This window comes from Citrobacter sp. Cpo148 (assembly GCF_030332375.1).
In the GTDB taxonomy this organism is placed as follows: Bacteria; Pseudomonadota; Gammaproteobacteria; order Enterobacterales; family Enterobacteriaceae; genus Citrobacter; species Citrobacter portucalensis.
The window spans coordinates 121669-142384 of the sequence record NZ_JAOWHY010000048.1; the positions used below are offsets into that span (position 1 = coordinate 121669).

Genomic DNA, 20716 nt, shown 5'->3' on the forward strand with positions numbered 1-20716 from the left:
GCCGCCATGAACACGACACTTGCACAACAAATTGCTAATGAAGGCGGCGTTGAAGCCTGGATGGTTGCCCAGCAACACAAAAGTCTGCTGCGCTTTTTAACCTGCGGTAGCGTGGATGATGGGAAAAGTACCCTGATTGGCCGCCTGCTGCACGACACGCGTCAGATTTATGAAGACCAGCTTTCATCGCTGCACAATGACAGTAAACGTCACGGCACTCAGGGCGAAAAGCTTGATCTGGCGTTATTGGTTGACGGCTTGCAGGCCGAGCGCGAGCAGGGCATCACCATCGACGTGGCGTATCGTTATTTCTCTACCGAGAAGCGTAAATTTATTATTGCGGACACTCCCGGGCATGAGCAGTACACCCGTAACATGGCGACCGGTGCGTCGACCTGCGACCTGGCGATCCTATTGATCGATGCGCGTAAAGGCGTGCTGGATCAGACTCGTCGTCATAGCTTTATCTCCACGCTGCTTGGGATCAAACACCTGGTAGTGGCGATCAACAAAATGGATCTGGTGGACTTTAGCGAAGAGACATTTAACCGCATTCGCGAAGACTATCTTACTTTTGCTGAACAACTGCCGGGCAACCTGGATATCCGGTTTGTGCCGCTCTCTGCGCTGGAAGGCGATAACGTGGCTTCGCAAAGCGCCAGTATGCCGTGGTACAGCGGTCCGACGCTGCTGGAAGTGCTGGAAACCGTTGAGATTCAGCGCATTGTTGATACTCAGCCGATGCGCTTCCCGGTGCAGTATGTGAACCGACCGAATCTGGATTTCCGTGGTTATGCCGGAACGCTGGCCTCCGGTAGCGTGAAGGTCGGACAGCGCGTCAAAGTGCTGCCGTCCGGCGTTGAGTCGAGCGTGGCGCGAATCGTAACCTTTGATGGCGATTTACAGGAAGCGCATGCGGGTGAAGCGATCACCCTGGTGCTGAAAGATGAGATCGATATCAGCCGGGGCGACCTGCTGCTTGATGCCGGTGAAACGCTGCCGACAGTACAAAGCGCTGCAGTTGATGTGGTGTGGATGGCGGAACAACCGTTGTCGCCCGGGCAGAGCTACGACATAAAAGTCGCAGGCAAGAAGACCCGCGCACGCGTTGATAGCGTGCAGTATCAGGTCGATATAAACAACCTGACCCAACGTGACGTTGAAGCGCTGCCGCTGAACGGCATCGGTCTGGTTAATCTGACTTTTGATGAGCCGCTGGTGCTGGATACCTATCAGCAGAATCCGGTTACGGGCGGGCTGATTATCATTGACCGCCTGACTAACGTTACCGTTGGCGCGGGACTGGTGCGTGAGCCAATCGTCCAGGAGCTTGCCACAGCTTCTCAGTTCAGCGCGTTTGAGCTGGAGCTTAATGCGCTGGTGCGTCGCTACTTCCCACACTGGGGTGCGCGCGATCTGCTGGGAGGAAAATAATGGCGCTGCATGACGAAAACGTCGTCTGGCATGCCCATCCTGTTACACCGCAACAGCGGGAACAACGCCACGGTCATCGTGGTGTTGTGCTGTGGTTTACCGGGCTGTCAGGTTCCGGTAAATCCACGGTAGCAGGGGCGCTGGAAGAGGCGCTGCATAAGCTAGGGGTGAGCACCTATCTGCTGGATGGCGATAACGTGCGTCACGGTCTGTGTAGCGATCTTGGGTTTAGCGATGCCGATCGCAAGGAGAATATTCGTCGGGTTGGTGAAGTGGCTAACCTAATGGTAGACGCCGGCCTGGTGGTGTTGACTGCGTTTATCTCACCACATCGCGCCGAGCGAAAAATGGTTCGCGAGCGCGTGGGTGAAGGGCGTTTTATTGAGGTTTTTGTCGATACGCCATTAGCAACGTGCGAAGCTCGCGATCCAAAAGGGCTGTATAAAAAAGCGCGAGCGGGGGAGTTGCGCAATTTCACCGGAATTGACTCGGTTTACGAAGCGCCTGAATCGCCAGAGATTCATCTTGATGGTGAACAATTGGTAACAAATTTGGTTCCTCAATTATTAGACCTGCTGAGGCAGGAAGATATTATCAGATCCTGAGACACCCGAGCTTGCATGCCCGGTCAGTCACGGTCACAGGATTAGATATGCGTAACAGCCATAACATTACTATTACAGAGTCAGATACCTTCGCTGCCGACGACGAAACTACCTGGTCACTCCCAGGAGCCGTGGTCGGTTTTGTCGCGTGGTTGCTGGCGCTGGGATTCCCATGTCTGATGTATGGCCCTAACACACTGTTTTTCTTCCTCTATACCTGGCCCTTTTTCCTCGCGTTGTTGCCCGTGGCGATTGTCGCGGGTATTGCTCTGCATTCGCTATTGAAGGGGAGATTGCTGCTGAGTATTGCCTGTACCCTGCTTGTGGTTGGCGCAATGTTTGGCGCACTGTTCCTGTGGCTACTGGGTTAGGCATACGTCCTTTCACGCGATCGCCGCTGTTGTTCACTGTCTGGCCATAATTCAAACCGTAACCAACAATGAGATTATGTTCTCCTTACATGGGGTATACGTAACAACGGGCAAATGTGGTACATTTGCCCGCGTTGTCGCGGCATTCCCGTCCGTTGATGTAAAGTTGTCAGCGGAGTTTATGGGATGTTGATGCCGTTTTTCAGGGGGCAGGATGGGTAAACTTACGTTGCTGTTGCTGGCTTTATTAGTCTGGCTACAGTATTCGCTGTGGTTCGGTAAGAACGGCATACATGACTATAGTCGCGTCAACGATGATGTTGCGGCGCAGCAAGCTACAAACGCGAAACTGAAAGCGCGTAACGATCAGCTTTTTGCCGAAATTGACGATCTCAATGGCGGGCAAGAGGCTATCGAAGAGCGCGCGCGTAACGAACTCAGTATGACTAAGCCAGGCGAAACCTTTTATCGTCTGGTGCCTGACGCGTCTAAACGCGCTCAGACTGCAGGGCAAAACAATCGATAAACCGTCCAGGGATTTAACATGGCAGCCACTTTAATGGACGTTTGCGCCGTGGTGCCGGCTGCCGGGTTTGGCCGCCGAATGCAAACAGAGTGTCCTAAGCAGTACCTCTCTATTGGCAATAAAACCATTCTCGAACACTCGGTTGATGCGCTGCTGGCTCATCCCCGGGTGACGCGAGTCGTCATCGCTATTAGCCCAGGCGACAGTCGCTTTGCCCAACTTCCACTCGCAGCGCACCCGCAAATTACCGTGGTGGATGGTGGCAACGAGCGTGCCGATTCTGTCCTTGCTGGTTTGCAAGCCGCAGGTGAGGCCAGTTGGGTTCTGGTGCATGATGCCGCGCGTCCGTGCCTGCATCAGGAAGATTTATCTCGTTTGCTGGCAATAAGTGAAACCAGCCGCATCGGCGGGATCCTTGCTGCGCCGGTGCGCGACACGATGAAACGCGCGGAGCCGGGCCGAACAGACATCGCCCATACGGTCGATCGCACCGATTTATGGCATGCGTTGACGCCGCAGTTTTTCCCTCGCGAGCTGTTGCATGACTGTCTGACCCGTGCGCTAAACGAAGGTGCAACCATTACGGACGAAGCCTCGGCGCTTGAATATTGCGGTTTTCATCCGCTGCTGGTCGAAGGACGCGCTGACAACATCAAAGTCACCCGCCCGGAAGACCTGGCGCTGGCGGAATTTTATCTGACCCGAACTATCTAGATACATCATTCTTCAGGTTGCCTGGAGGATGTTGTGTATATCAGGAGAAGGCATAATGCGAATTGGACACGGTTTCGACGTACACGCTTTTGGCGGAGTTGGCCCAATTATCATTGGTGGTGTGCGCATCCCGTATGAAAAAGGATTGCTGGCGCATTCTGATGGCGACGTGGCGTTACACGCGTTAACCGATGCACTGCTGGGCGCGGCTGCGCTGGGGGATATCGGTAAACTCTTCCCGGACACCGACCCGGCCTTTAAAGGTGCAGATAGTCGTGAATTATTGCGTGAAGCCTGGCGGCGTATTCAGGCCAAAGGCTATACGCTTGGTAATGTGGATGTGACGATTATTGCTCAGGCGCCGAAGATGCTGCCGCACATTCCGCAAATGCGCGTGTTTATTGCCGAAGATCTCGGCTGCCATATGGATGATGTTAACGTGAAAGCGACCACCACGGAAAAACTCGGTTTTACCGGGCGTGGGGAAGGGATTGCCTGTGAAGCGGTGGCGTTACTCATTAAGGCAACGAAATGACTGCGTTTGAAGATCTGACGTATCTCCATGGCAAACCACAAGGCCATGGCGTTCTGAAAGCGAATCCGGAAGACTTTGTCGTCGTCGAAGATTTAGGCTTCGAACCGGATGGCGAAGGCGAGCACATTTTGGTGCGTATCCTGAAAAACGGCTGTAATACCCGTTTTGTGGCTGACGCGCTGGCGAAGTTCCTGAAAATTCACGCCCGTGAAGTGAGCTTTGCTGGCCAGAAAGACAAGCATGCAGTCACGGAACAGTGGCTGTGCGCGCGCGTGCCGGGCAATGCAATGCCTGATTTAAGCAAATTTGAACTCGAAGGCTGTAAAGTGCTGGAGTACGCGCGCCACAAGCGTAAGCTGCGTTTAGGGGCGCTGAAAGGTAACGAATTTACGCTGGTGCTGCGTGAAGTGAGCCAGCGAAATGACGTTGAAGCGCGTTTGCAGGCGATTAGCGAGCGCGGCGTACCGAACTATTTTGGCGCTCAGCGTTTTGGTATTGGCGGCAGCAACCTGCAAGGGGCGCTGCGCTGGGCGCAAAGCGATGCGCCGGTGCGCGATCGCAATAAGCGCAGTTTTTGGTTGTCGGCGGCCCGTAGCGCGTTGTTTAATCAGATAGTCAGTGAACGCTTGAAAAAAACAGACTTTAATCAAGTTGTTGACGGCGATGCGCTACAATTGTCGGGACGCGGAAGCTGGTTTGTCGCCACGCAGGAAGAACAGACCGAATTACAGCGTCGCGTCGATGATAAAGAATTGATGATTACAGCGGCATTACCGGGCAGCGGTGAGTGGGGAACTCAGCGCGACGCGCTGGCGTTTGAAGAAGCCGCTATTGCTGATGAAACCGCGCTGCAATCGCTGTTGTTGCGCGAGAAAGTCGACGCATCGCGTCGTGCTATGTTGCTGTATCCACAACAATTAAGCTGGAACTGGTGGGATGACGTAACCGTTGAGTTACGTTTCTGGCTACCGGCAGGTAGCTTCGCCACCAGTGTTGTAAGGGAACTTATTAACACAATGGGTGATTATGCGTATATTGCTGAGTAACGATGATGGGGTCCACGCACCCGGTATACAAACGCTGGCGAAAGCGCTGCGTGAGTTTGCTGACGTACAGGTGGTTGCCCCGGATCGTAACCGCAGTGGCGCGTCTAACTCGCTGACGCTGGAATCCTCACTTCGCACGTTCACCTATGAAAACGGTGATATCGCCGTACAAATGGGTACACCTACCGATTGCGTCTATCTGGGCGTGAACGCATTAATGCGTCCGCGTCCGGACATTGTCGTGTCTGGTATTAACGCCGGTCCTAATCTGGGCGATGATGTTATCTATTCCGGTACCGTTGCGGCGGCGATGGAAGGTCGTCACCTGGGCTTTCCTGCGCTGGCGGTCTCACTTGATGGGCATAAACACTACGATACTGCTGCCGCAGTAACCTGCCGTATCTTACGGGCGCTGAGCCGCGAACCGCTGCGCACCGGGCGCATTTTGAATATCAACGTGCCGGATTTACCGCTGGATCAGATTAAAGGTATCCGCGTCACCCGCTGCGGTAGCCGCCATCCTGCGGATCAGGTGATCCCACAGCAGGATCCGCGCGGTAATACGCTGTACTGGATCGGGCCGCCGGGCGAAAAGTGCGACGCCGGACCGGATACAGATTTTGCCGCCGTCGATGAAGGCTATGTTTCCATTACGCCGCTGCATGTCGATTTAACCGCATATGGCGCGCATGAAGTTGTTTCTGACTGGTTAGACAGCGTGGGAGCCGACACGCAATGGTAAGCAGACGCGTACACACTCTTCTTGAACAATTACGTGCGCAGGGCATCAGAGATGAGCTTGTTCTCGATGCACTTGCCGCCGTGCCGCGTGAAAAATTCATTGATGAGGCGTTTGAACATAAGGCCTGGGACAATATTGCTCTGCCGATTGGTCAGGGGCAGACGATTTCGCAGCCCTATATGGTTGCGCGGATGACCGAACTGCTTGAGTTAACGCCGCAGTCCCGGGTGCTGGAAATTGGTACCGGCTCTGGCTACCAAACGGCGATTCTGGCGCACCTGGTGCATCATGTGTGCTCTGTTGAGCGCATTAAAGGTTTGCAGTGGCAGGCGCGTCGTCGACTTAAACAGCTTGATTTACATAATGTTTCTACCCGTCATGGTGATGGATGGCAGGGCTGGCAAGCGCGAGCCCCGTTTGACGCTATCATTGTTACGGCAGCGCCGCCTGAGATCCCAACTGCGCTAATGATGCAGTTGGATGAAGGCGGCATTCTCGTCTTACCCGTGGGCGACGAGCATCAGTTTCTGAAACGGGTGCGTCGTCGGGGAGGCGAATTTATTATCGATACCGTGGAGGCCGTACGTTTCGTTCCCTTAGTAAAAGGGGAGCTTGCGTAGATACAGGCTCTGAATACCTGGAGTTTTCCTGGATATTCTGGAATTAGTAAGCGTATCGTGGTCACGTTTCCAGTGCCCAGTCCGATGCCTTGCACGGTGATTACGTCACTGGTTTTAACCAAATTTTCCTGGGGGATAAATGAGCGCGGGAAGCCACAAATTTACCGTTCGCCGCATTGCGGCATTGTCACTGGTTTCATTATGGCTGGCAGGTTGTTCAAATACCTCGAATCCACCTGCACCGGTCAGTTCCGTTGATGGCGGTGCATCAACGAACACCAATTCCGGCATGCTGATTACGCCTCCACCAAAAATGGGCTCGACGTCGACAGTACAGCAAACGCCACAGATCCAGCCGGTGCAGCGTCCGACCACACAGTCAACACAGATCCAGCCTGTTGCGGAACAGCCTGTGCAGATGGAAAACGGTCGTATTGTGTACAACCGTAAGTATGGGAACATTCCGAAAGGTAGCTATACGGGCGGCAGTACCTATACTGTTAAGAAAGGCGATACCCTTTTCTATATCGCTTGGATTACCGGGAACGATTTCCGTGATCTCGCACAACGCAATAACGTTCCGGCCCCGTATGGCCTGAATGTCGGTCAAACTCTGCAAGTGGGCAACGCGTCGGGTACACCGATTACTGGTGGTAATGCTATTACCCAGGCGGATGCAGCACAGCAAGGAGTTGTGACCAACCCTGCACAAAATTCCACCGTTGCTGTTGCTTCGAAACCAACAATTACGTATTCTGAGGATTCAGGTGAACAAAGTGCTAATAAAATGTTGCCGAACAACAAGCCTGCTGGGACCGTTGTCACAGCGCCTGTAACGGCTCCAGCAGTTAGCGCAACCGAATCAACTGCAAGCTCAACGTCAACCAGCTCGCCAATCTCTACCTGGCGCTGGCCGACTGACGGCAAAGTAATCGAAAACTTCGCGGCTACTGAAGGTGGCAATAAAGGGATCGATATTGCAGGCAGTAAAGGACAGGCTATTGTCGCGACCGCAGATGGACGCGTCGTATATGCCGGTAACGCACTGCGCGGTTACGGTAATCTTATTATCATCAAACATAACGATGATTACCTGAGTGCCTACGCCCATAACGATACAATGCTGGTCCGGGAACAACAAGAAATCAAGGCGGGGCAGAAAATAGCTACCATGGGTAGCACCGGAACCAGTTCAACACGCTTGCATTTTGAAATTCGTTACAAGGGGAAATCCGTAAACCCGCTGCGCTATTTACCGCAGCGATAATTCGGCGGAACCAGGCTTTCACGTGCTAGTTCCGTTAGGGATCACGGGTAGGAGCCACCTTTATGAGTCAGAATACGCTGAAAGTTCATGATTTAAATGAAGATGCGGAATTTGATGAGAACGGAGTAGAGGCTTTTGATGAAAAAGCCTTGAGTGAAGAGGAACCCAGTGATAACGACCTGGCTGAAGAAGAGCTGTTATCGCAGGGGGCCACACAGCGTGTGTTGGACGCGACTCAGCTTTACCTTGGTGAGATTGGTTATTCACCACTGTTAACAGCCGAAGAAGAAGTTTATTTTGCGCGTCGCGCACTGCGTGGGGATGTCGCTTCTCGCCGTCGCATGATTGAAAGTAACCTGCGTCTGGTGGTGAAAATTGCTCGTCGTTATGGCAATCGTGGTCTGGCATTGCTGGACCTGATTGAAGAGGGCAATCTGGGACTGATCCGTGCAGTCGAGAAGTTTGACCCGGAACGCGGGTTCCGCTTCTCAACATACGCAACCTGGTGGATCCGCCAGACGATTGAACGGGCGATTATGAACCAAACCCGTACGATCCGACTGCCGATTCATATTGTAAAAGAGCTGAACGTCTATCTGCGTACCGCGCGTGAGTTGTCGCATAAACTGGACCACGAACCGAGCGCAGAAGAGATTGCTGAACAACTGGATAAACCGGTTGATGACGTCAGCCGTATGCTCCGACTCAACGAGCGTATTACCTCGGTAGACACCCCGCTGGGTGGCGATTCCGAAAAAGCGTTGCTGGATATTCTGGCCGATGAAAAGGAAAACGGCCCGGAAGACACCACGCAAGACGATGATATGAAACAGAGCATCGTCAAATGGCTGTTCGAACTGAACGCCAAACAGCGTGAAGTGCTGGCACGTCGTTTTGGTCTGCTGGGGTACGAAGCTGCGACACTGGAAGATGTGGGCCGTGAAATTGGTCTCACCCGTGAACGTGTTCGCCAGATTCAGGTTGAAGGTCTGCGTCGTCTGCGTGAAATCCTGCAGACTCAGGGACTGAATATCGAAGCGCTATTCCGCGAGTAAGCACAAGTTCTATCAAGAAAGGCCAGTCTCATTGGGACTGGCCTTTTTCTATGTTTGTTGCCTGATGGCACTGCGTTTATCAGGCCTACGGGGAGCTGGACTTTGTAGGCCGGATAAGACATTTATGTCGCCATCCGGCAGATTAGTTCATCATCTTACGCACCAGACGTGTGAACTGCTCACGTTCTTCTTCGCTAAGTCTGCCCAGAAACTCATCATCCACGCTATCGCCTAACGGAGTTGCGCTGGCCAGTAATGCTTCTCCTTGCGCGGTCAAATAAACAAACCGTCGACGCTTATCTGCCGGGTCATGTTCACGCCTGACCAGCTCCCGTTTTTCCATTCGGCTCAGCATTTCCGCAAGGGTTGCTTTGGTACAGACTGCGGCTTCGGTCAGGTCAACCTGCTCAATGCCGGGACGTTCAGCAATGGCGCGCATCACCGCATACTGTGGTTTGGTCAGGTCCGGTAATTCATGTTGCCAGCGGGACGTATGCTGCTGGAAGAGCTGACGTAAAAGGTGAAATGCTTTATTTCGTAACGGCATGAGCGCTCCGGAATTCCTGTCAGTCTCTATCATAGCGGGTTACGCATCTTTTTTTAACAATTGCGGCTTTAGCGATCTGTGCTCGATGACCTTGCCCGAAATGTTATGTGAGAGTATTTTAATCAAAATGTTCGTACACGAACAAAAATCGAGAGACTAAATGAGACTGATTGTCGGAATGACCGGGGCAACCGGTGCGCCCCTTGGTGTGTCGCTATTGCAGGCGCTGCGGGAAATGCCCGAGGTGGAAACCCATCTGGTGCTGTCAAAGTGGGCCAAAACCACTATTGAACTGGAAACGCCGTACAGCGTCCGCGATGTGTCTGCGTTGGCCGATTTTTGCCACAACCCGGCGGACCAGGCGGCGACCATCTCCTCTGGATCGTTTCGCACTGACGGCATGATCATTATCCCCTGCAGTATGAAAACCCTGGCCGGTATTCGTGCAGGCTACGCGGAAGGGCTGGTGGGGCGCGCTGCCGATGTGGTGCTGAAAGAAGGGCGCAAGCTGGTGCTGGTTCCGCGTGAAATGCCGCTTAGCACTATTCATCTGGAAAACATGCTCGCGCTTTCCCGCATGGGCGCGGCGATGGTCCCGCCCATGCCCGCGTATTACAACCACCCGCAAACGGTCGATGACATCACTCAGCATATCGTTGCGCGTGTGCTCGATCAGTTTGGTCTGGAACACCCCAACGCCCGTCGCTGGCAGGGTTTACGGCAGGCGCAGAATTTTTCACAGGAGAATGAATAATGGCATTTGATGATTTGCGCAGCTTTTTACAAGCGCTGGACGACCAGGGACAATTGCTGAAAATCAGTGAAGAAGTTAACGCCGAGCCGGATCTGGCTGCGGCAGCCAATGCGACCGGACGCATTGGTGACGGTGCGCCAGCGCTGTGGTTTGACAATATTCGTGGTTTTACCGACGCCCGTGTGGCGATGAACACTATTGGTTCGTGGCAGAATCACGCCATCTCTTTAGGCCTGCCGCCAAATACCCCAGTGAAAAAACAGATTGATGAGTTTATTCGCCGTTGGGATAAATTTCCGGTTACGCCGGAGCGTCGCGCCAATCCGGCGTGGGCTGAAAACTGTGTTGATGGTGATGAGATCAACCTGTTTGATATTCTGCCGCTGTTTCGCCTGAACGATGGCGACGGCGGTTTCTATCTTGATAAAGCCTGCGTGGTGTCGCGCGATCCGCTGGATCCGGACAACTTTGGCAAACAGAACGTCGGCATTTATCGTATGGAAGTGAAGGGTAAACGCAAGCTTGGCCTGCAGCCGGTGCCGATGCACGATATCGCGCTGCACCTGCATAAAGCCGAAGAGCGTGGTGAAGATCTGCCGATTGCCATCACGCTGGGTAACGATCCGATCATCACCCTGATGGGGGCCACGCCGCTGAAGTACGATCAGTCGGAATACGAAATGGCGGGAGCACTGCGTGAAAGCCCGTATCCGATCGCTACCGCGCCGCTCACCGGCTTTGACGTGCCATGGGGTTCAGAAGTGATCCTCGAAGGGGTCATTGAAGGTCGTAAGCGTGAAATCGAAGGGCCGTTTGGCGAGTTTACCGGGCACTATTCCGGTGGACGTAATATGACGGTCGTGCGTATCGATAAAGTCTCTTATCGCACCAAACCTATTTTTGAATCGCTGTATCTGGGGATGCCGTGGACGGAGATTGACTACCTGATGGGGCCGGCAACCTGCGTACCGCTTTATCAACAGTTGAAAGCCGAATTCCCGGAAGTGCAGGCGGTGAATGCCATGTATACCCACGGTTTGCTGGCGATTATCTCCACCAAAAAACGCTACGGTGGCTTTGCCCGCGCGGTGGGGCTGCGCGCAATGACGACGCCGCATGGCCTGGGTTACGTGAAAATGGTGATTATGGTTGATGAGGATGTAGATCCGTTCAACCTGCCGCAGGTGATGTGGGCGCTGTCTTCGAAGGTCAATCCGGCGGGCGATCTGGTGCAATTGCCGAATATGTCGGTGCTGGAGCTTGATCCGGGTTCCAGTCCGGCGGGGATTACCGACAAGTTAATTATTGATGCGACCACGCCGGTTGCGCCGGATAACCGTGGGCACTACAGCCAGCCGGTATGTGATTTACCGGAAACGAAAGCCTGGGCAGAAAAACTGACCGCCATGCTGGCCAACCGTAAATAAGGAGTAGCAGATGATTTGTCCACGTTGTGCCGATGAACATATTGAAGTGATGGCAAACTCGCCGGTAAAAGGTGTCTGGACGGTATATCAGTGCCAGCATTGTCTATACACCTGGCGTGATACTGAGCCGCTACGCCGTACCAGCCGCGAGCACTACCCGCAAGCGTTTCGCATGACGCAGAAGGATATTGATGACGCACCGATGGTGCCAAGTATTCCACCGCTGCTGGCAGAAGATAAGCGCTAATCAACACGCCGGGTGCGGCTTCGCCTTACCCGGCCTAAATACAGCGATATTTTGCAGGCCCGATATGCGTAGCGCCATCGGGCATTACGGCGTTACACCAGACTCTTCAACCGGTAGATCCACTCCAGCGCCTGGCGAGGCGTTAGCGAATCCGGGTCGAGATTTTCCAGTGCTTCAACAGCGGGCGACGTTTCTTCCGGAGCTGTCAGGAGCGACATCTGTGTGCCGTCGACCTGGGTCGCAGCAACATTCGGCGCGATGCTTTCCAGTTCGCGCAGTTTTTGCCGCGCGCGTTTAATAACCTCTTTTGGTACACCTGCCAGGGCAGCTACCGCCAGACCATAGCTCTTGCTCGCCGCACCATCTTGTACGCTGTGCATGAAGGCGATGGTATCGCCGTGCTCTAACGCATCAAGATGCACATTTGCTACGCCTTCCATTTTCTCCGGTAACTGAGTCAGTTCGAAGTAGTGGGTGGCAAACAACGTTAATGCTTTGATTTTATTGGCCAGATTTTCCGCGCACGCCCACGCCAGCGACAGGCCGTCGTAGGTGGAGGTGCCGCGTCCAATCTCATCCATCAGCACCAGGCTGTTCTCGGTGGCGTTATGCAGAATGTTGGCGGTTTCGGTCATTTCTACCATGAAGGTGGAACGGCCGGATGCCAGATCATCCGCCGCGCCCACGCGGGTAAAGATGCGGTCGATAGGCCCAATCTCTACTTTCTGCGCCGGAACGTAGCTGCCGATGTAGGCCAGCAGCGCAATTAACGCAGTCTGGCGCATATAGGTACTTTTACCCCCCATGTTCGGGCCGGTGATGATCAGCATCCGTCGCTGAGGCGAGAGGTTAAGTGGGTTGGCGATAAACGGCTCGGTCAGCACCTGTTCAACCACCGGATGACGTCCCTCGGCAATACGAATACCTGGCTTGTCGGTGAAGGTTGGGCAGGTGTAATTCAGGGTATAAGCACGTTCTGCGAGGTTGACCAGTACGTCCAGTTCTGCCAGCGCGCTGGCGCTTTGTTGCAAATCAGCCAGGTGCGGCAGCAGCATGTCGAACAGCTCATCGTACAGCTGTTTTTCCAGCGCCAGCGCTTTGCCTTTTGATGTCAGAACTTTGTCTTCGTACTCTTTCAGCTCCGGAATAATGTAGCGTTCGGCATTTTTCAGGGTCTGGCGACGCACATAGTTAATCGGCGCCAGATGACTTTGCCCGCGACTGATCTGAATGTAGTAGCCATGAACGGCGTTAAACCCAACTTTCAGCGTATCCAGACCGGTGCGCTCGCGCTCACGAATTTCCAGTCTGTCCAGATAGTCAGTTGCGCCATCAGCCAGCGCTCGCCACTCGTCCAGTTCTTCATTATAGCCGGGGGCGATGACGCCACCATCGCGAACCAGCACAGGTGGAGCTTCCACTACGGCACGTTCCAGCAGTTCACGCAGGTCAGCAAACTCACCCATTTTCTCGCGCAGCATCTGCACGGGGGCACTGTCTACGCTTTCCAGTTGTGCGCGCAGTTCTGGTAATTGCTGGAAGGCATGACGCATACGGGCCAGATCGCGCGGGCGCGCGGTACGCAGGGCCAGACGAGCAAGGATACGTTCCAGATCGCCGACCTGACGCAGCACGGGTTGCAATTCACCGGTGGAATCCTGTAGCGCGCCGATGGTCTGTTGGCGCTCAGTGAGGACTTTGGTGTCACGGACCGGCATATGCAGCCAGCGTTTGAGCATACGGCTGCCCATCGGCGTCACGGTGCAGTCGAGTACTGAAGCCAGCGTGTTTTCAACACCGCCCGCCAGGTTCTGGGTAATTTCCAGATTGCGGCGCGTGGCGGCATCCATAATGATGCTGTCCTGCTGACGTTCCATGGTGATGGAACGAATATGCGGCAGCGAGGTACGCTGGGTATCTTTTACGTATTGCAGCAGGCAGCCTGCCGCGCATAATCCACGCGGGGCGTTTTCCACGCCAAAGCCAATCAGATCCCGTGTGCCAAACTGCAGGTTTAGCTGCTGGCGAGCGGTATCGATTTCAAATTCCCATAGTGGACGACGACGTAATCCGCGACGTCCCTCAATCAGTGAAGTTTCAGCGAAATCTTCGGCATACAGCAGTTCAGCTGGATTGGTGCGCTGCAATTCTGCGGCCATGGTCTCGCGGTCGGCGGGTTCGCTAACACGAAAACGCCCGGAGCTGATATCCAGCGTGGCGTAACCATAACCTTTACTGTCCTGCCAGATAGCGGCCAGCAGGTTGTCCTGGCGTTCCTGTAACAGCGCTTCATCACTGATGGTGCCTGGCGTGACGATACGCACCACTTTGCGCTCGACCGGACCTTTGCTGGTCGCCGGATCACCAATCTGCTCACAAATAGCGACGGACTCACCCTGGTTGACCAGCTTGGCGAGGTAGTTTTCTACCGCATGGTGAGGAATGCCCGCCATCGGGATTGGCTCGCCCGCAGACGCGCCGCGTTTGGTCAGGGAGATATCAAGCAACTGAGACGCACGTTTCGCATCGTCATAAAACAGTTCGTAAAAGTCGCCCATGCGGTAAAACAACAGTATCTCCGGGTGCTGGGCTTTCAGCTTGAGATACTGCTGCATCATTGGGGTGTGGTTCGTGAAGTCCGTATCAAGTGACTCTTTCATATCGCTTTTGCTCTTTTTTTAATCTTTTTGGGGACCTGGGCAGTCTCACGTGAGCCCCTGGAAACTCACATAAACCCACAAATTTGTCATTCGAAAGCCGCCTGAAGGGCAGTAACGACGAGCGTTGGCTCGGCCTGAATGGTCTATCTTATCACCGACAACGACTGAGATTCATCCGTAGGTTTTGCCGCCAGAACGCTTATTGATTATTCATTTTCCGGCAAAGCATAATTCTGGCAGTACAGATAGGGGATCCCCTCTTTGGTAATCAGGTATGTCGCGCTGTTCAGTGCAAAAAAATCGACGTTGGATACGCTGGTATTGGTCAGGAAAAAATCGGGGAGGAGTTCCTGAATAAGGCTGGCGGGAGCCGTTTCTCGATTGGAAATTTGGATTTTCTGTGAAATCCAGACCGGGCTTGAGCCGTAGCTGGATTGTGTAAAAAGTACCATGCGTTGCACGGTTTGCTCATTATTTTCGGCATCTTTGATAATACCATCAATATTCACAATACCTTTACTGCCCCCGGTTTTAATATCAATAATCCCTCGGAACGAGCTTGTATTGCGTACAATTTCGATGGCAGAGCGGCAGGTGAGATCATGTAACTCGCCATTGTTCTTACTGTACCGATAGACGACAGTAAGAATAAGCGCAGCAAAACAAAACAGCAGGATAATACCTGTCTGGATGCGGGACGTTCGGGGATATAAGTTCATTAGCTATCATACCGTGGGTAATATACCGACTGACAGGCATTTTCTTGCCTGGCTTTTATCGGTGAGCGACACACCAGCACGGACAGTTTCTTAGACTCAGGATAGGTCGTGATATAGATAAATTTATGGCTCTGACACAGTCCTGGGTTTTTGTCGATAAACGCGGTATGCCGGGAGAAATTACTGGCATCGTTATTGAAATAATACTGACAGCCAGTGGGTGCTTTATCCGCAGTGATATAGCCGGAGAAATAATCATCGCTGGCTTGCCATGGATATAATATCAGCACACAAATTATCAGGGTAAGTGCCAACATTACTGTTTCTGCAGCCGTTATCAAAGGTTGACGCGGTGTGTCAGCCAAAAATTCCTCAATGGTGGCATCTGGCGCTAAGGATTCTTCAGCAGAAGCAGAGTTCTCCTCCGGTGTTTCAATGACCTGAATATCAAACTCTTCTTGAATGATCAGCCCTTTGCGGGGGATCGTTGTGATCAGCGGTTGTTCAAGCTCCAGCTGCAGTAAGCTTTTACGCAACGAGAGAATGCTTTGATAAAAGGCGTTGAAACTCACCTGCCGGTGATTTTTACCCCAACCGAATTCCAGCAATTCGTTTTGAGAAACCACTTGCCCGCGATGTTGAATAAGTAATAAAAGACATAACGACGCTGAGTGTTTGAGTTTTATCCGCTGATTGGGGTGATCTACCCGCGCCAGACATTGTGTGGCTGGCGTAAATATTATTCTATTTTCAATCAGATAACTGACATTGCCAGTCTCAGACATATTGTCTCTACTCTTGATGATGCGTCTGGTGGTTGTTTAGTCATGATACCACTGAGCCTATAAAGACCACCAGCATGGACCTGATTCCACAGCGAGAACCGCGAAGTGTTGCAAATTGGTATCATAATATAACAAGAATGAAAACTTTTTAATGAAAATAAAATCCATTAAAATCAATTGATTGTATCTTTTTGGCTACTCTGCAAAGAACAGAAAGATGAAAAAATGTCGACAAAGATGATTGCCATTAATTCTTTATGGACAGCGCCATATACTGCATGGCACCACCACGCGAAAACAGCATGAACCTTAACGCGTCAATGGCACCAGGGAATGCCGGTGGTAGATGTAGATGGGAATAAATGTCAGCTTGTTTGCGAGCTGACATTTATTTTTAGTGCCGAGTAAATTTAACCATCTTTTTGACTAAGCCATAATTTGCGGTAGAGAGTCCCATGTTCCAGAAAGAAATTGAAAATGCTGTAGTGCTCGTTGGCGATGAAATGAAGAAGTCGGATAATGCCTGGCTGTCGTTACGTAAAAAACGTCAGCGTATTGATTTGAAGACCGATGGACAAATCTTATTTCTGGAGAAAGGGACTGTCTCTGTTTATCGTGTGGAAAACGATTTAGTCACCGTGAGTATTTCTGCACCTGCTATTCTCGGCCTGCCACAAATGCGTACGGAAGTGGCTGGTCACTATTTACGTTGTGATACCGATTGTGAAATGTGGGCGATGAGCGTACAAAATGCCGATCACCTGTTTACGACCAAAAACTTATGGAAGCAGGCGTTTGATATCTTAACGCATCATCTTCAACGTTATTTTCAGCGTGAGGCGTTGCAGTCGCACCGCACTATACGTGAGCAGATTATTGAACACGTGAAATATATCTGGTCGATGGAACCAGAGGTTCGCGAGAAAACATCCGTGTATACTTTTATTTTGACCCGTAACCATATTTCACGTAGTGCCATCCATAAGGTGTTACAGGAGCTGGTTAATGACGGGAAAATCACCCTGAATCGTGGAAAGCTCTCTTTTTGCACGCCGTTATAAAATCATGCGCTCCCCGGCAAAATGTAAGGGAGCGCAACCGATCAACGTTCTCTGAGTGCTTCCGCGCGTGCGCGAATAATCGGTTTTAACAGGTAGCTCAGAATCGTTTTCTTGCCGGTGAGAATATCGACGCTCGCCACCATGCCGGGAATGATCAGCATCGGATGCTCTTTTGTTCCCAGGTAATTTTTGTCCGTCTGCAAACGCACAATATAAAAGCTTCGCCCCTGCTTGTCGGTAACGGTGTCCGGGCTTATCTGCACTACTTCGCCTTGCAGACCGCCATAGATGGTGTAATCGTAAGCGGTAAATTTCACCATCGCATGTTGACCCGGATGGAGGAAGGCGATATCGCGCGGCTGGATTTTGGCTTCGATTAACAGTTTGTCATCCAGCGGAACGATTTCCACCAGATCGCAGCCCGGTTGAATGACGCCGCCGATAGTATTCACCATCACCTGCTGGACGATACCCCGCACCGGTGAGGTGACCATGGTACGGTTCACCCGATCCTCCAGTGCTTTAACGCTTGCCTGGGTTTTACTCAGATTGGTGCGAGCTTCATTGAGTTGGGCCAGCGCATCGCTCTGGAAACGGCCACGGCTTTCACCGATTTTATTCTCAATCTCTTTAATTTCTGACGTGGCCTTGGGCAGCGACAGGCTAATAGAATTGAGCTGCCCGGCGGTTTCCACTTCGGTACGACGCAGGCGCAGCAGTTCGACTTTTGAAATGGCGCCTGAAGCGAGCAGCGGCTCGGACATTTTGATTTCCTGACGGATTAACCCGAGGCTGTGCTTAAACTGATCCTCCTTTGACTCAAAGTCGCGCAGCTCCTGTTTTTTCTGTACCAGCTGTTCTTCAAGCCCGGAAATTTCGTTGTGAAATTGTTCCCGACGGCTGTTGTACAGCTCGGTTTCTCCCCGGGCGACATCGGGCGCCTGGCTGGCTATCTCGGGTGAAATCACAAAGTCCCGGCTTTCAACCTCAGCCGTCAGGCGTTCTACCTTGGCGCGCAGACCGAGTTTGTCGGCTTCAGTTTCGCCAACGTTGGAGGCGAAGCGCGTGTCATCGAGGTGCAGTAGTGGAGTTCCGGCGTTAACGATTTGCCCTTCATGCACGTACAGCTCGGTGACAATTCCCCCTTCCAGGTTCTGGATTTTTTGCAGTTTTGATGAAGGGATCGCTTTGCCTTCACCGCGTGTCACCTCATCAATTTTTGCAAAACCAGCCCAGATGAAGGACAGCACCACCAGCGCGAGGATCACCCACAACGTCAGTCGTATCACTCTTGGGGCATCATCAATTATGGCCTGGCTAACCTCATTAATACTGTCGGTTTGATTTTCATCACGACCGCGAAAATAGTGCTGCATGTGACTGCGGGCACGAGTCAGGAGATCAGCGAGACGCATTAATTTGCCCCTTTTTCAACGCATCCATCACTACCCCTTTCGGACCGTCTGCGATGATGCGACCTTTATCAACAATAATCAGACGGTCAACCAGCGACAGCATGGAAGCGCGGTGCGTGACCAGTAATAACGTTTTTCCCGCAATACAGGGGGCCAGTGCGTGTTTGATCTTCTCTTCGCTGGTGTTGTCCATCGAACTGGTGGGTTCATCCAGTAGCAGGAGAGGGGGATCAAGCAACAGTGCACGCGCGAGCGCCACCGCCTGCCGTTGCCCACCGGAAAGCTGGGAGCCGCGTTCGCCGACCTGCAGGTTATAGCCGTCGGGATGCAGGCGTGCGAATTCGTTGACGCCAGCCAGTTCTGCCGCTCGCAACATGGTTTCGTCATCGACATAGCGCGCTCCGCACAGCAGGTTATCGCGCAGCGTGCCGTTGAATAGCTGGATGTCCTGCGGCACGTAGCCGATGCTGTGGCGCAGATCGTTCACATCCAGCTGGCGAGAGTCGATACCATCGATCAGCAGGTTTCCGGCGCTCGGCTGGTATAAATTGACGATAAGTTTACTCAGTGAACTTTTACCGGAACCGCTGCGCCCGATAATGCCGATGCGCTCACCGGGCTGAATGGTCAGGTTAATTTTGTGCAGCGACAGGTTTTGTTGCTCCGGGTAGCTGAAATCCACATCGCGAAATTCAATACTGCCCTGTAACTGTTCACGCTTGAGTGGGTTTTCATCCGCACGGCGCTCCTGCGTCAGCGAGATCATTTTCTCAGTGTTTTTGATGGTCAGTTTCGCCTGCTGATAGCGGGCGATAAGGCCGGTGAGCTGACCCAGCGGCATGAGTGCCCGGCCGTTAAGCATGTAGCAGGCGATCAAGCCACCCATACTCAGTTTGCCGTCGATAATCATGTACACCCCGACGATGATCATCACCACGCCTGAAATTTGCTGGAACCAGCCGGTAAGGTTGCTGGCCAGGCTGGACAAGGTTTTCACCCGCAGTTCGAGACGGCTCAGGCTGCCCAGCGTTTGTTCCCACTGGAACTGGCGTTCGCTTTGGGCATTATTCACTTTGATGGCATCCAGACTGCTCAGGGTTTCAATCAGTAGCGCCTGACGTTCGCTGGCGAGGCTCATGGTTTTTGCCACAGCAGCGTTGACCGGCTTTTGTAGTGCCCAACTGCACAATAGGGCAATCGGTAATGTCAGTACCGGGATCCATGCCAGCGCGCCACCGATAATGCCAATAACAATCAGCAGTAACAGGGTGAAGGGCAAATCGATAATCGTCGTCAAAGTGAGGGATGAGAGGAAATCACGCAGTGACTGAAACTCGTGAATGTTTTGTGCAAAGCTGCCCACGCGTGCCGGGCGCTCTTTCATCTCCATACCGACAATGCGCTCAAACAGGGTCGAAGAGATGATGAGATCGCTTTTCTTACCTGCAATATCAAGGCAGATACCGCGCAGCATTTTTAAAATCAGATCAAAGACAAAAGCCAGGCAGATGCCGACTGCCAGCACCCATAATGTGACCGTTGCCTGGTTTGGCACGACGCGGTCATACACATTCATGGTAAAGAGCGGTGTGCCGAGCGCAATCAGGTTGATTAACAGACTGGCCAATACCGCATCCATATACAGAAAACGCGACAGCTTCAGCGTGTCTTTAAACCAGGATTTGGTGCGCGGCAAAAAGGCCTCTGCCTGCAAATCGAATTCGTGGCGCGGATGCGCAAAAATGACTTTGCCCGCATAGTTTTGCTCAAGCGTGGCAGCATCAACGCAAATTTCCCCACCTTCGCTTTCGCTGGGCATAAAACGGGCGCTACCGTCATCGTTCCAGGCCAACAACACCCCGGTTCCCCCTGCATTCAATAACAAGACAGCAGGCAGAGACATTGCCGGAATTTTATCGAGCGTGCGCGTGACGACTCGCGCCTTTAAACCGGCCCTTGCTGCCGCGCGTGGAAATATATTTAGCGTGAGCCGATCGTTTTCTAATGGCAGGCCACTGCTTAATGTTGAACGACTCGCCGGTTTACCGTGCAGAGAACACAGAATCAGTAAGCTATCTAATAACGGGTCGTCATTATGGCTACGTGGGTCGTGATGTTGAGAATTAGGGGTAGCGTAATTCTCAGGGACGTCATTTAATAATTCGGCTTGTGCACTCATTTTCGCA

21 protein-coding genes are annotated in these 20716 nt (G+C 52.7%); 15 read left to right on the forward strand and 6 right to left on the reverse strand.

The window, feature by feature from the left end; all coding sequences use genetic code 11:
* The first annotated feature begins 6 nt into the window (after window positions 1–6).
* From cysN to rpoS, 11 genes are all read left to right on the forward strand, one after another.
* Window positions 7–1434, forward strand: coding sequence for a sulfate adenylyltransferase subunit CysN (cysN, locus tag OGY10_RS19210; RefSeq protein ID WP_191226843.1), 1428 nt, complete (start codon window positions 7–9; stop codon window positions 1432–1434).
* Window positions 1434–2039 carry an adenylyl-sulfate kinase gene (gene cysC / locus OGY10_RS19215; protein ID WP_003034157.1) on the forward strand — a complete coding sequence of 202 codons (606 nt, stop codon included), beginning with the start codon at window positions 1434–1436 and terminating at the stop codon, window positions 2037–2039. Before cysN ends, cysC begins: the two co-directional genes overlap by 1 nt.
* Before the next feature lie 47 nt (window positions 2040–2086).
* Entirely contained in the window at window positions 2087–2410 is a 324-nt protein-coding gene (locus tag OGY10_RS19220) for a DUF3561 family protein (RefSeq protein ID WP_020996298.1), read from the forward strand.
* A gap of 214 nt (window positions 2411–2624) precedes the next feature.
* Window positions 2625–2936, forward strand: a complete 312-nt coding sequence (ftsB, locus tag OGY10_RS19225; RefSeq protein ID WP_003034163.1) for a cell division protein FtsB — start codon at window positions 2625–2627, stop codon at window positions 2934–2936.
* An 18-nt stretch (window positions 2937–2954) separates the two neighbouring features.
* The gene (gene ispD / locus OGY10_RS19230; RefSeq protein ID WP_003825722.1) at window positions 2955–3650 is read left to right on the forward strand and encodes a 2-C-methyl-D-erythritol 4-phosphate cytidylyltransferase; all 696 of its coding nucleotides are present in this window, start codon (window positions 2955–2957) and stop codon (window positions 3648–3650) included.
* 55 nt (window positions 3651–3705) lie between these two features.
* On the forward strand, window positions 3706–4185 hold the full coding sequence (ispF, locus tag OGY10_RS19235; RefSeq protein ID WP_003034167.1) for a 2-C-methyl-D-erythritol 2,4-cyclodiphosphate synthase: 480 nt from the start codon (window positions 3706–3708) through the stop codon (window positions 4183–4185).
* Window positions 4182–5231, forward strand: a complete 1050-nt coding sequence (gene truD, locus OGY10_RS19240) for a tRNA pseudouridine(13) synthase TruD (protein WP_048215656.1) — start codon at window positions 4182–4184, stop codon at window positions 5229–5231. Before ispF ends, truD begins: the two co-directional genes overlap by 4 nt.
* Window positions 5212–5973: a 5'/3'-nucleotidase SurE gene (gene surE / locus OGY10_RS19245; RefSeq protein WP_032944818.1), complete on the forward strand. Its 762-nt coding sequence runs from the start codon at window positions 5212–5214 to the stop codon at window positions 5971–5973. The genes truD and surE overlap by 20 nt, the downstream gene beginning before the upstream one ends.
* A complete protein-coding gene (locus tag OGY10_RS19250; RefSeq protein ID WP_003034172.1) occupies window positions 5967–6593 on the forward strand; it encodes a protein-L-isoaspartate(D-aspartate) O-methyltransferase in 627 nt (208 codons plus the stop codon). The genes surE and OGY10_RS19250 overlap by 7 nt, the downstream gene beginning before the upstream one ends.
* 184 nt (window positions 6594–6777) lie before the next feature.
* Window positions 6778–7860, forward strand: a complete 1083-nt coding sequence (nlpD, locus tag OGY10_RS19255) for a murein hydrolase activator NlpD (protein ID WP_223849051.1) — start codon at window positions 6778–6780, stop codon at window positions 7858–7860.
* Window positions 7861–7922: 62 nt separating this feature from the next.
* Window positions 7923–8915, forward strand: coding sequence for an RNA polymerase sigma factor RpoS (gene rpoS / locus OGY10_RS19260; protein WP_000081498.1), 993 nt, complete (start codon window positions 7923–7925; stop codon window positions 8913–8915).
* 142 nt (window positions 8916–9057) lie between these two features.
* Here the strand turns inward: rpoS and OGY10_RS19265 are convergent, their stop codons facing one another.
* Complete coding sequence (locus OGY10_RS19265) at window positions 9058–9462, reverse strand: MarR family winged helix-turn-helix transcriptional regulator (protein WP_032944816.1); 405 nt, start codon at window positions 9460–9462, stop codon at window positions 9058–9060.
* 160 nt (window positions 9463–9622) lie between these two features.
* Here OGY10_RS19265 and OGY10_RS19270 point away from each other — a divergent pair, with 160 nt between their 5' ends.
* From OGY10_RS19270 to OGY10_RS19280, 3 genes are read left to right on the forward strand one after another with little or no spacing between them, the layout of a single operon-like run.
* Window positions 9623–10216: a non-oxidative hydroxyarylic acid decarboxylases subunit B gene (locus OGY10_RS19270; protein WP_079934205.1), complete on the forward strand. Its 594-nt coding sequence runs from the start codon at window positions 9623–9625 to the stop codon at window positions 10214–10216.
* Window positions 10216–11643: a non-oxidative hydroxyarylic acid decarboxylases subunit C gene (locus OGY10_RS19275; RefSeq protein WP_048215658.1), complete on the forward strand. Its 1428-nt coding sequence runs from the start codon at window positions 10216–10218 to the stop codon at window positions 11641–11643. The genes OGY10_RS19270 and OGY10_RS19275 overlap by 1 nt, the downstream gene beginning before the upstream one ends.
* A gap of 10 nt (window positions 11644–11653) precedes the next feature.
* Window positions 11654–11890, forward strand: a complete 237-nt coding sequence (locus tag OGY10_RS19280) for a non-oxidative hydroxyarylic acid decarboxylases subunit D (protein ID WP_032944812.1) — start codon at window positions 11654–11656, stop codon at window positions 11888–11890.
* Between the two features lie 92 nt (window positions 11891–11982).
* Here OGY10_RS19280 and mutS read toward each other — a convergent pair whose 3' ends face one another.
* From mutS to OGY10_RS19295, 3 genes are all read right to left on the reverse strand, one after another.
* Window positions 11983–14550, reverse strand: coding sequence for a DNA mismatch repair protein MutS (gene mutS / locus OGY10_RS19285; protein WP_103014841.1), 2568 nt, complete (start codon window positions 14548–14550; stop codon window positions 11983–11985).
* 206 nt (window positions 14551–14756) lie between these two features.
* Window positions 14757–15269 carry a YqeJ family protein gene (locus OGY10_RS19290; RefSeq protein WP_057068063.1) on the reverse strand — a complete coding sequence of 171 codons (513 nt, stop codon included), beginning with the start codon at window positions 15267–15269 and terminating at the stop codon, window positions 14757–14759.
* Complete coding sequence (locus tag OGY10_RS19295) at window positions 15269–16054, reverse strand: winged helix-turn-helix domain-containing protein (RefSeq protein WP_128612549.1); 786 nt, start codon at window positions 16052–16054, stop codon at window positions 15269–15271. The genes OGY10_RS19290 and OGY10_RS19295 overlap by 1 nt, the downstream gene beginning before the upstream one ends.
* Window positions 16055–16509: 455 nt before the next feature.
* Between OGY10_RS19295 and OGY10_RS19300 the strand changes: the two genes are divergently transcribed.
* Window positions 16510–17115, forward strand: coding sequence for a helix-turn-helix domain-containing protein (locus tag OGY10_RS19300; protein WP_008785664.1), 606 nt, complete (start codon window positions 16510–16512; stop codon window positions 17113–17115).
* 41 nt (window positions 17116–17156) lie between these two features.
* On the opposite strand, the gene OGY10_RS19305 is transcribed toward OGY10_RS19300, so the two are convergent.
* Together OGY10_RS19305 and OGY10_RS19310 are read right to left on the reverse strand one after the other, a co-directional pair.
* On the reverse strand, window positions 17157–18530 hold the full coding sequence (locus OGY10_RS19305) for an HlyD family type I secretion periplasmic adaptor subunit (RefSeq protein WP_286577218.1): 1374 nt from the start codon (window positions 18528–18530) through the stop codon (window positions 17157–17159).
* Complete coding sequence (locus OGY10_RS19310; RefSeq protein ID WP_286577219.1) at window positions 18517–20709, reverse strand: type I secretion system permease/ATPase; 2193 nt, start codon at window positions 20707–20709, stop codon at window positions 18517–18519. Before OGY10_RS19310 ends, OGY10_RS19305 begins: the two co-directional genes overlap by 14 nt.
* Window positions 20710–20716 lie beyond the last annotated feature (7 nt).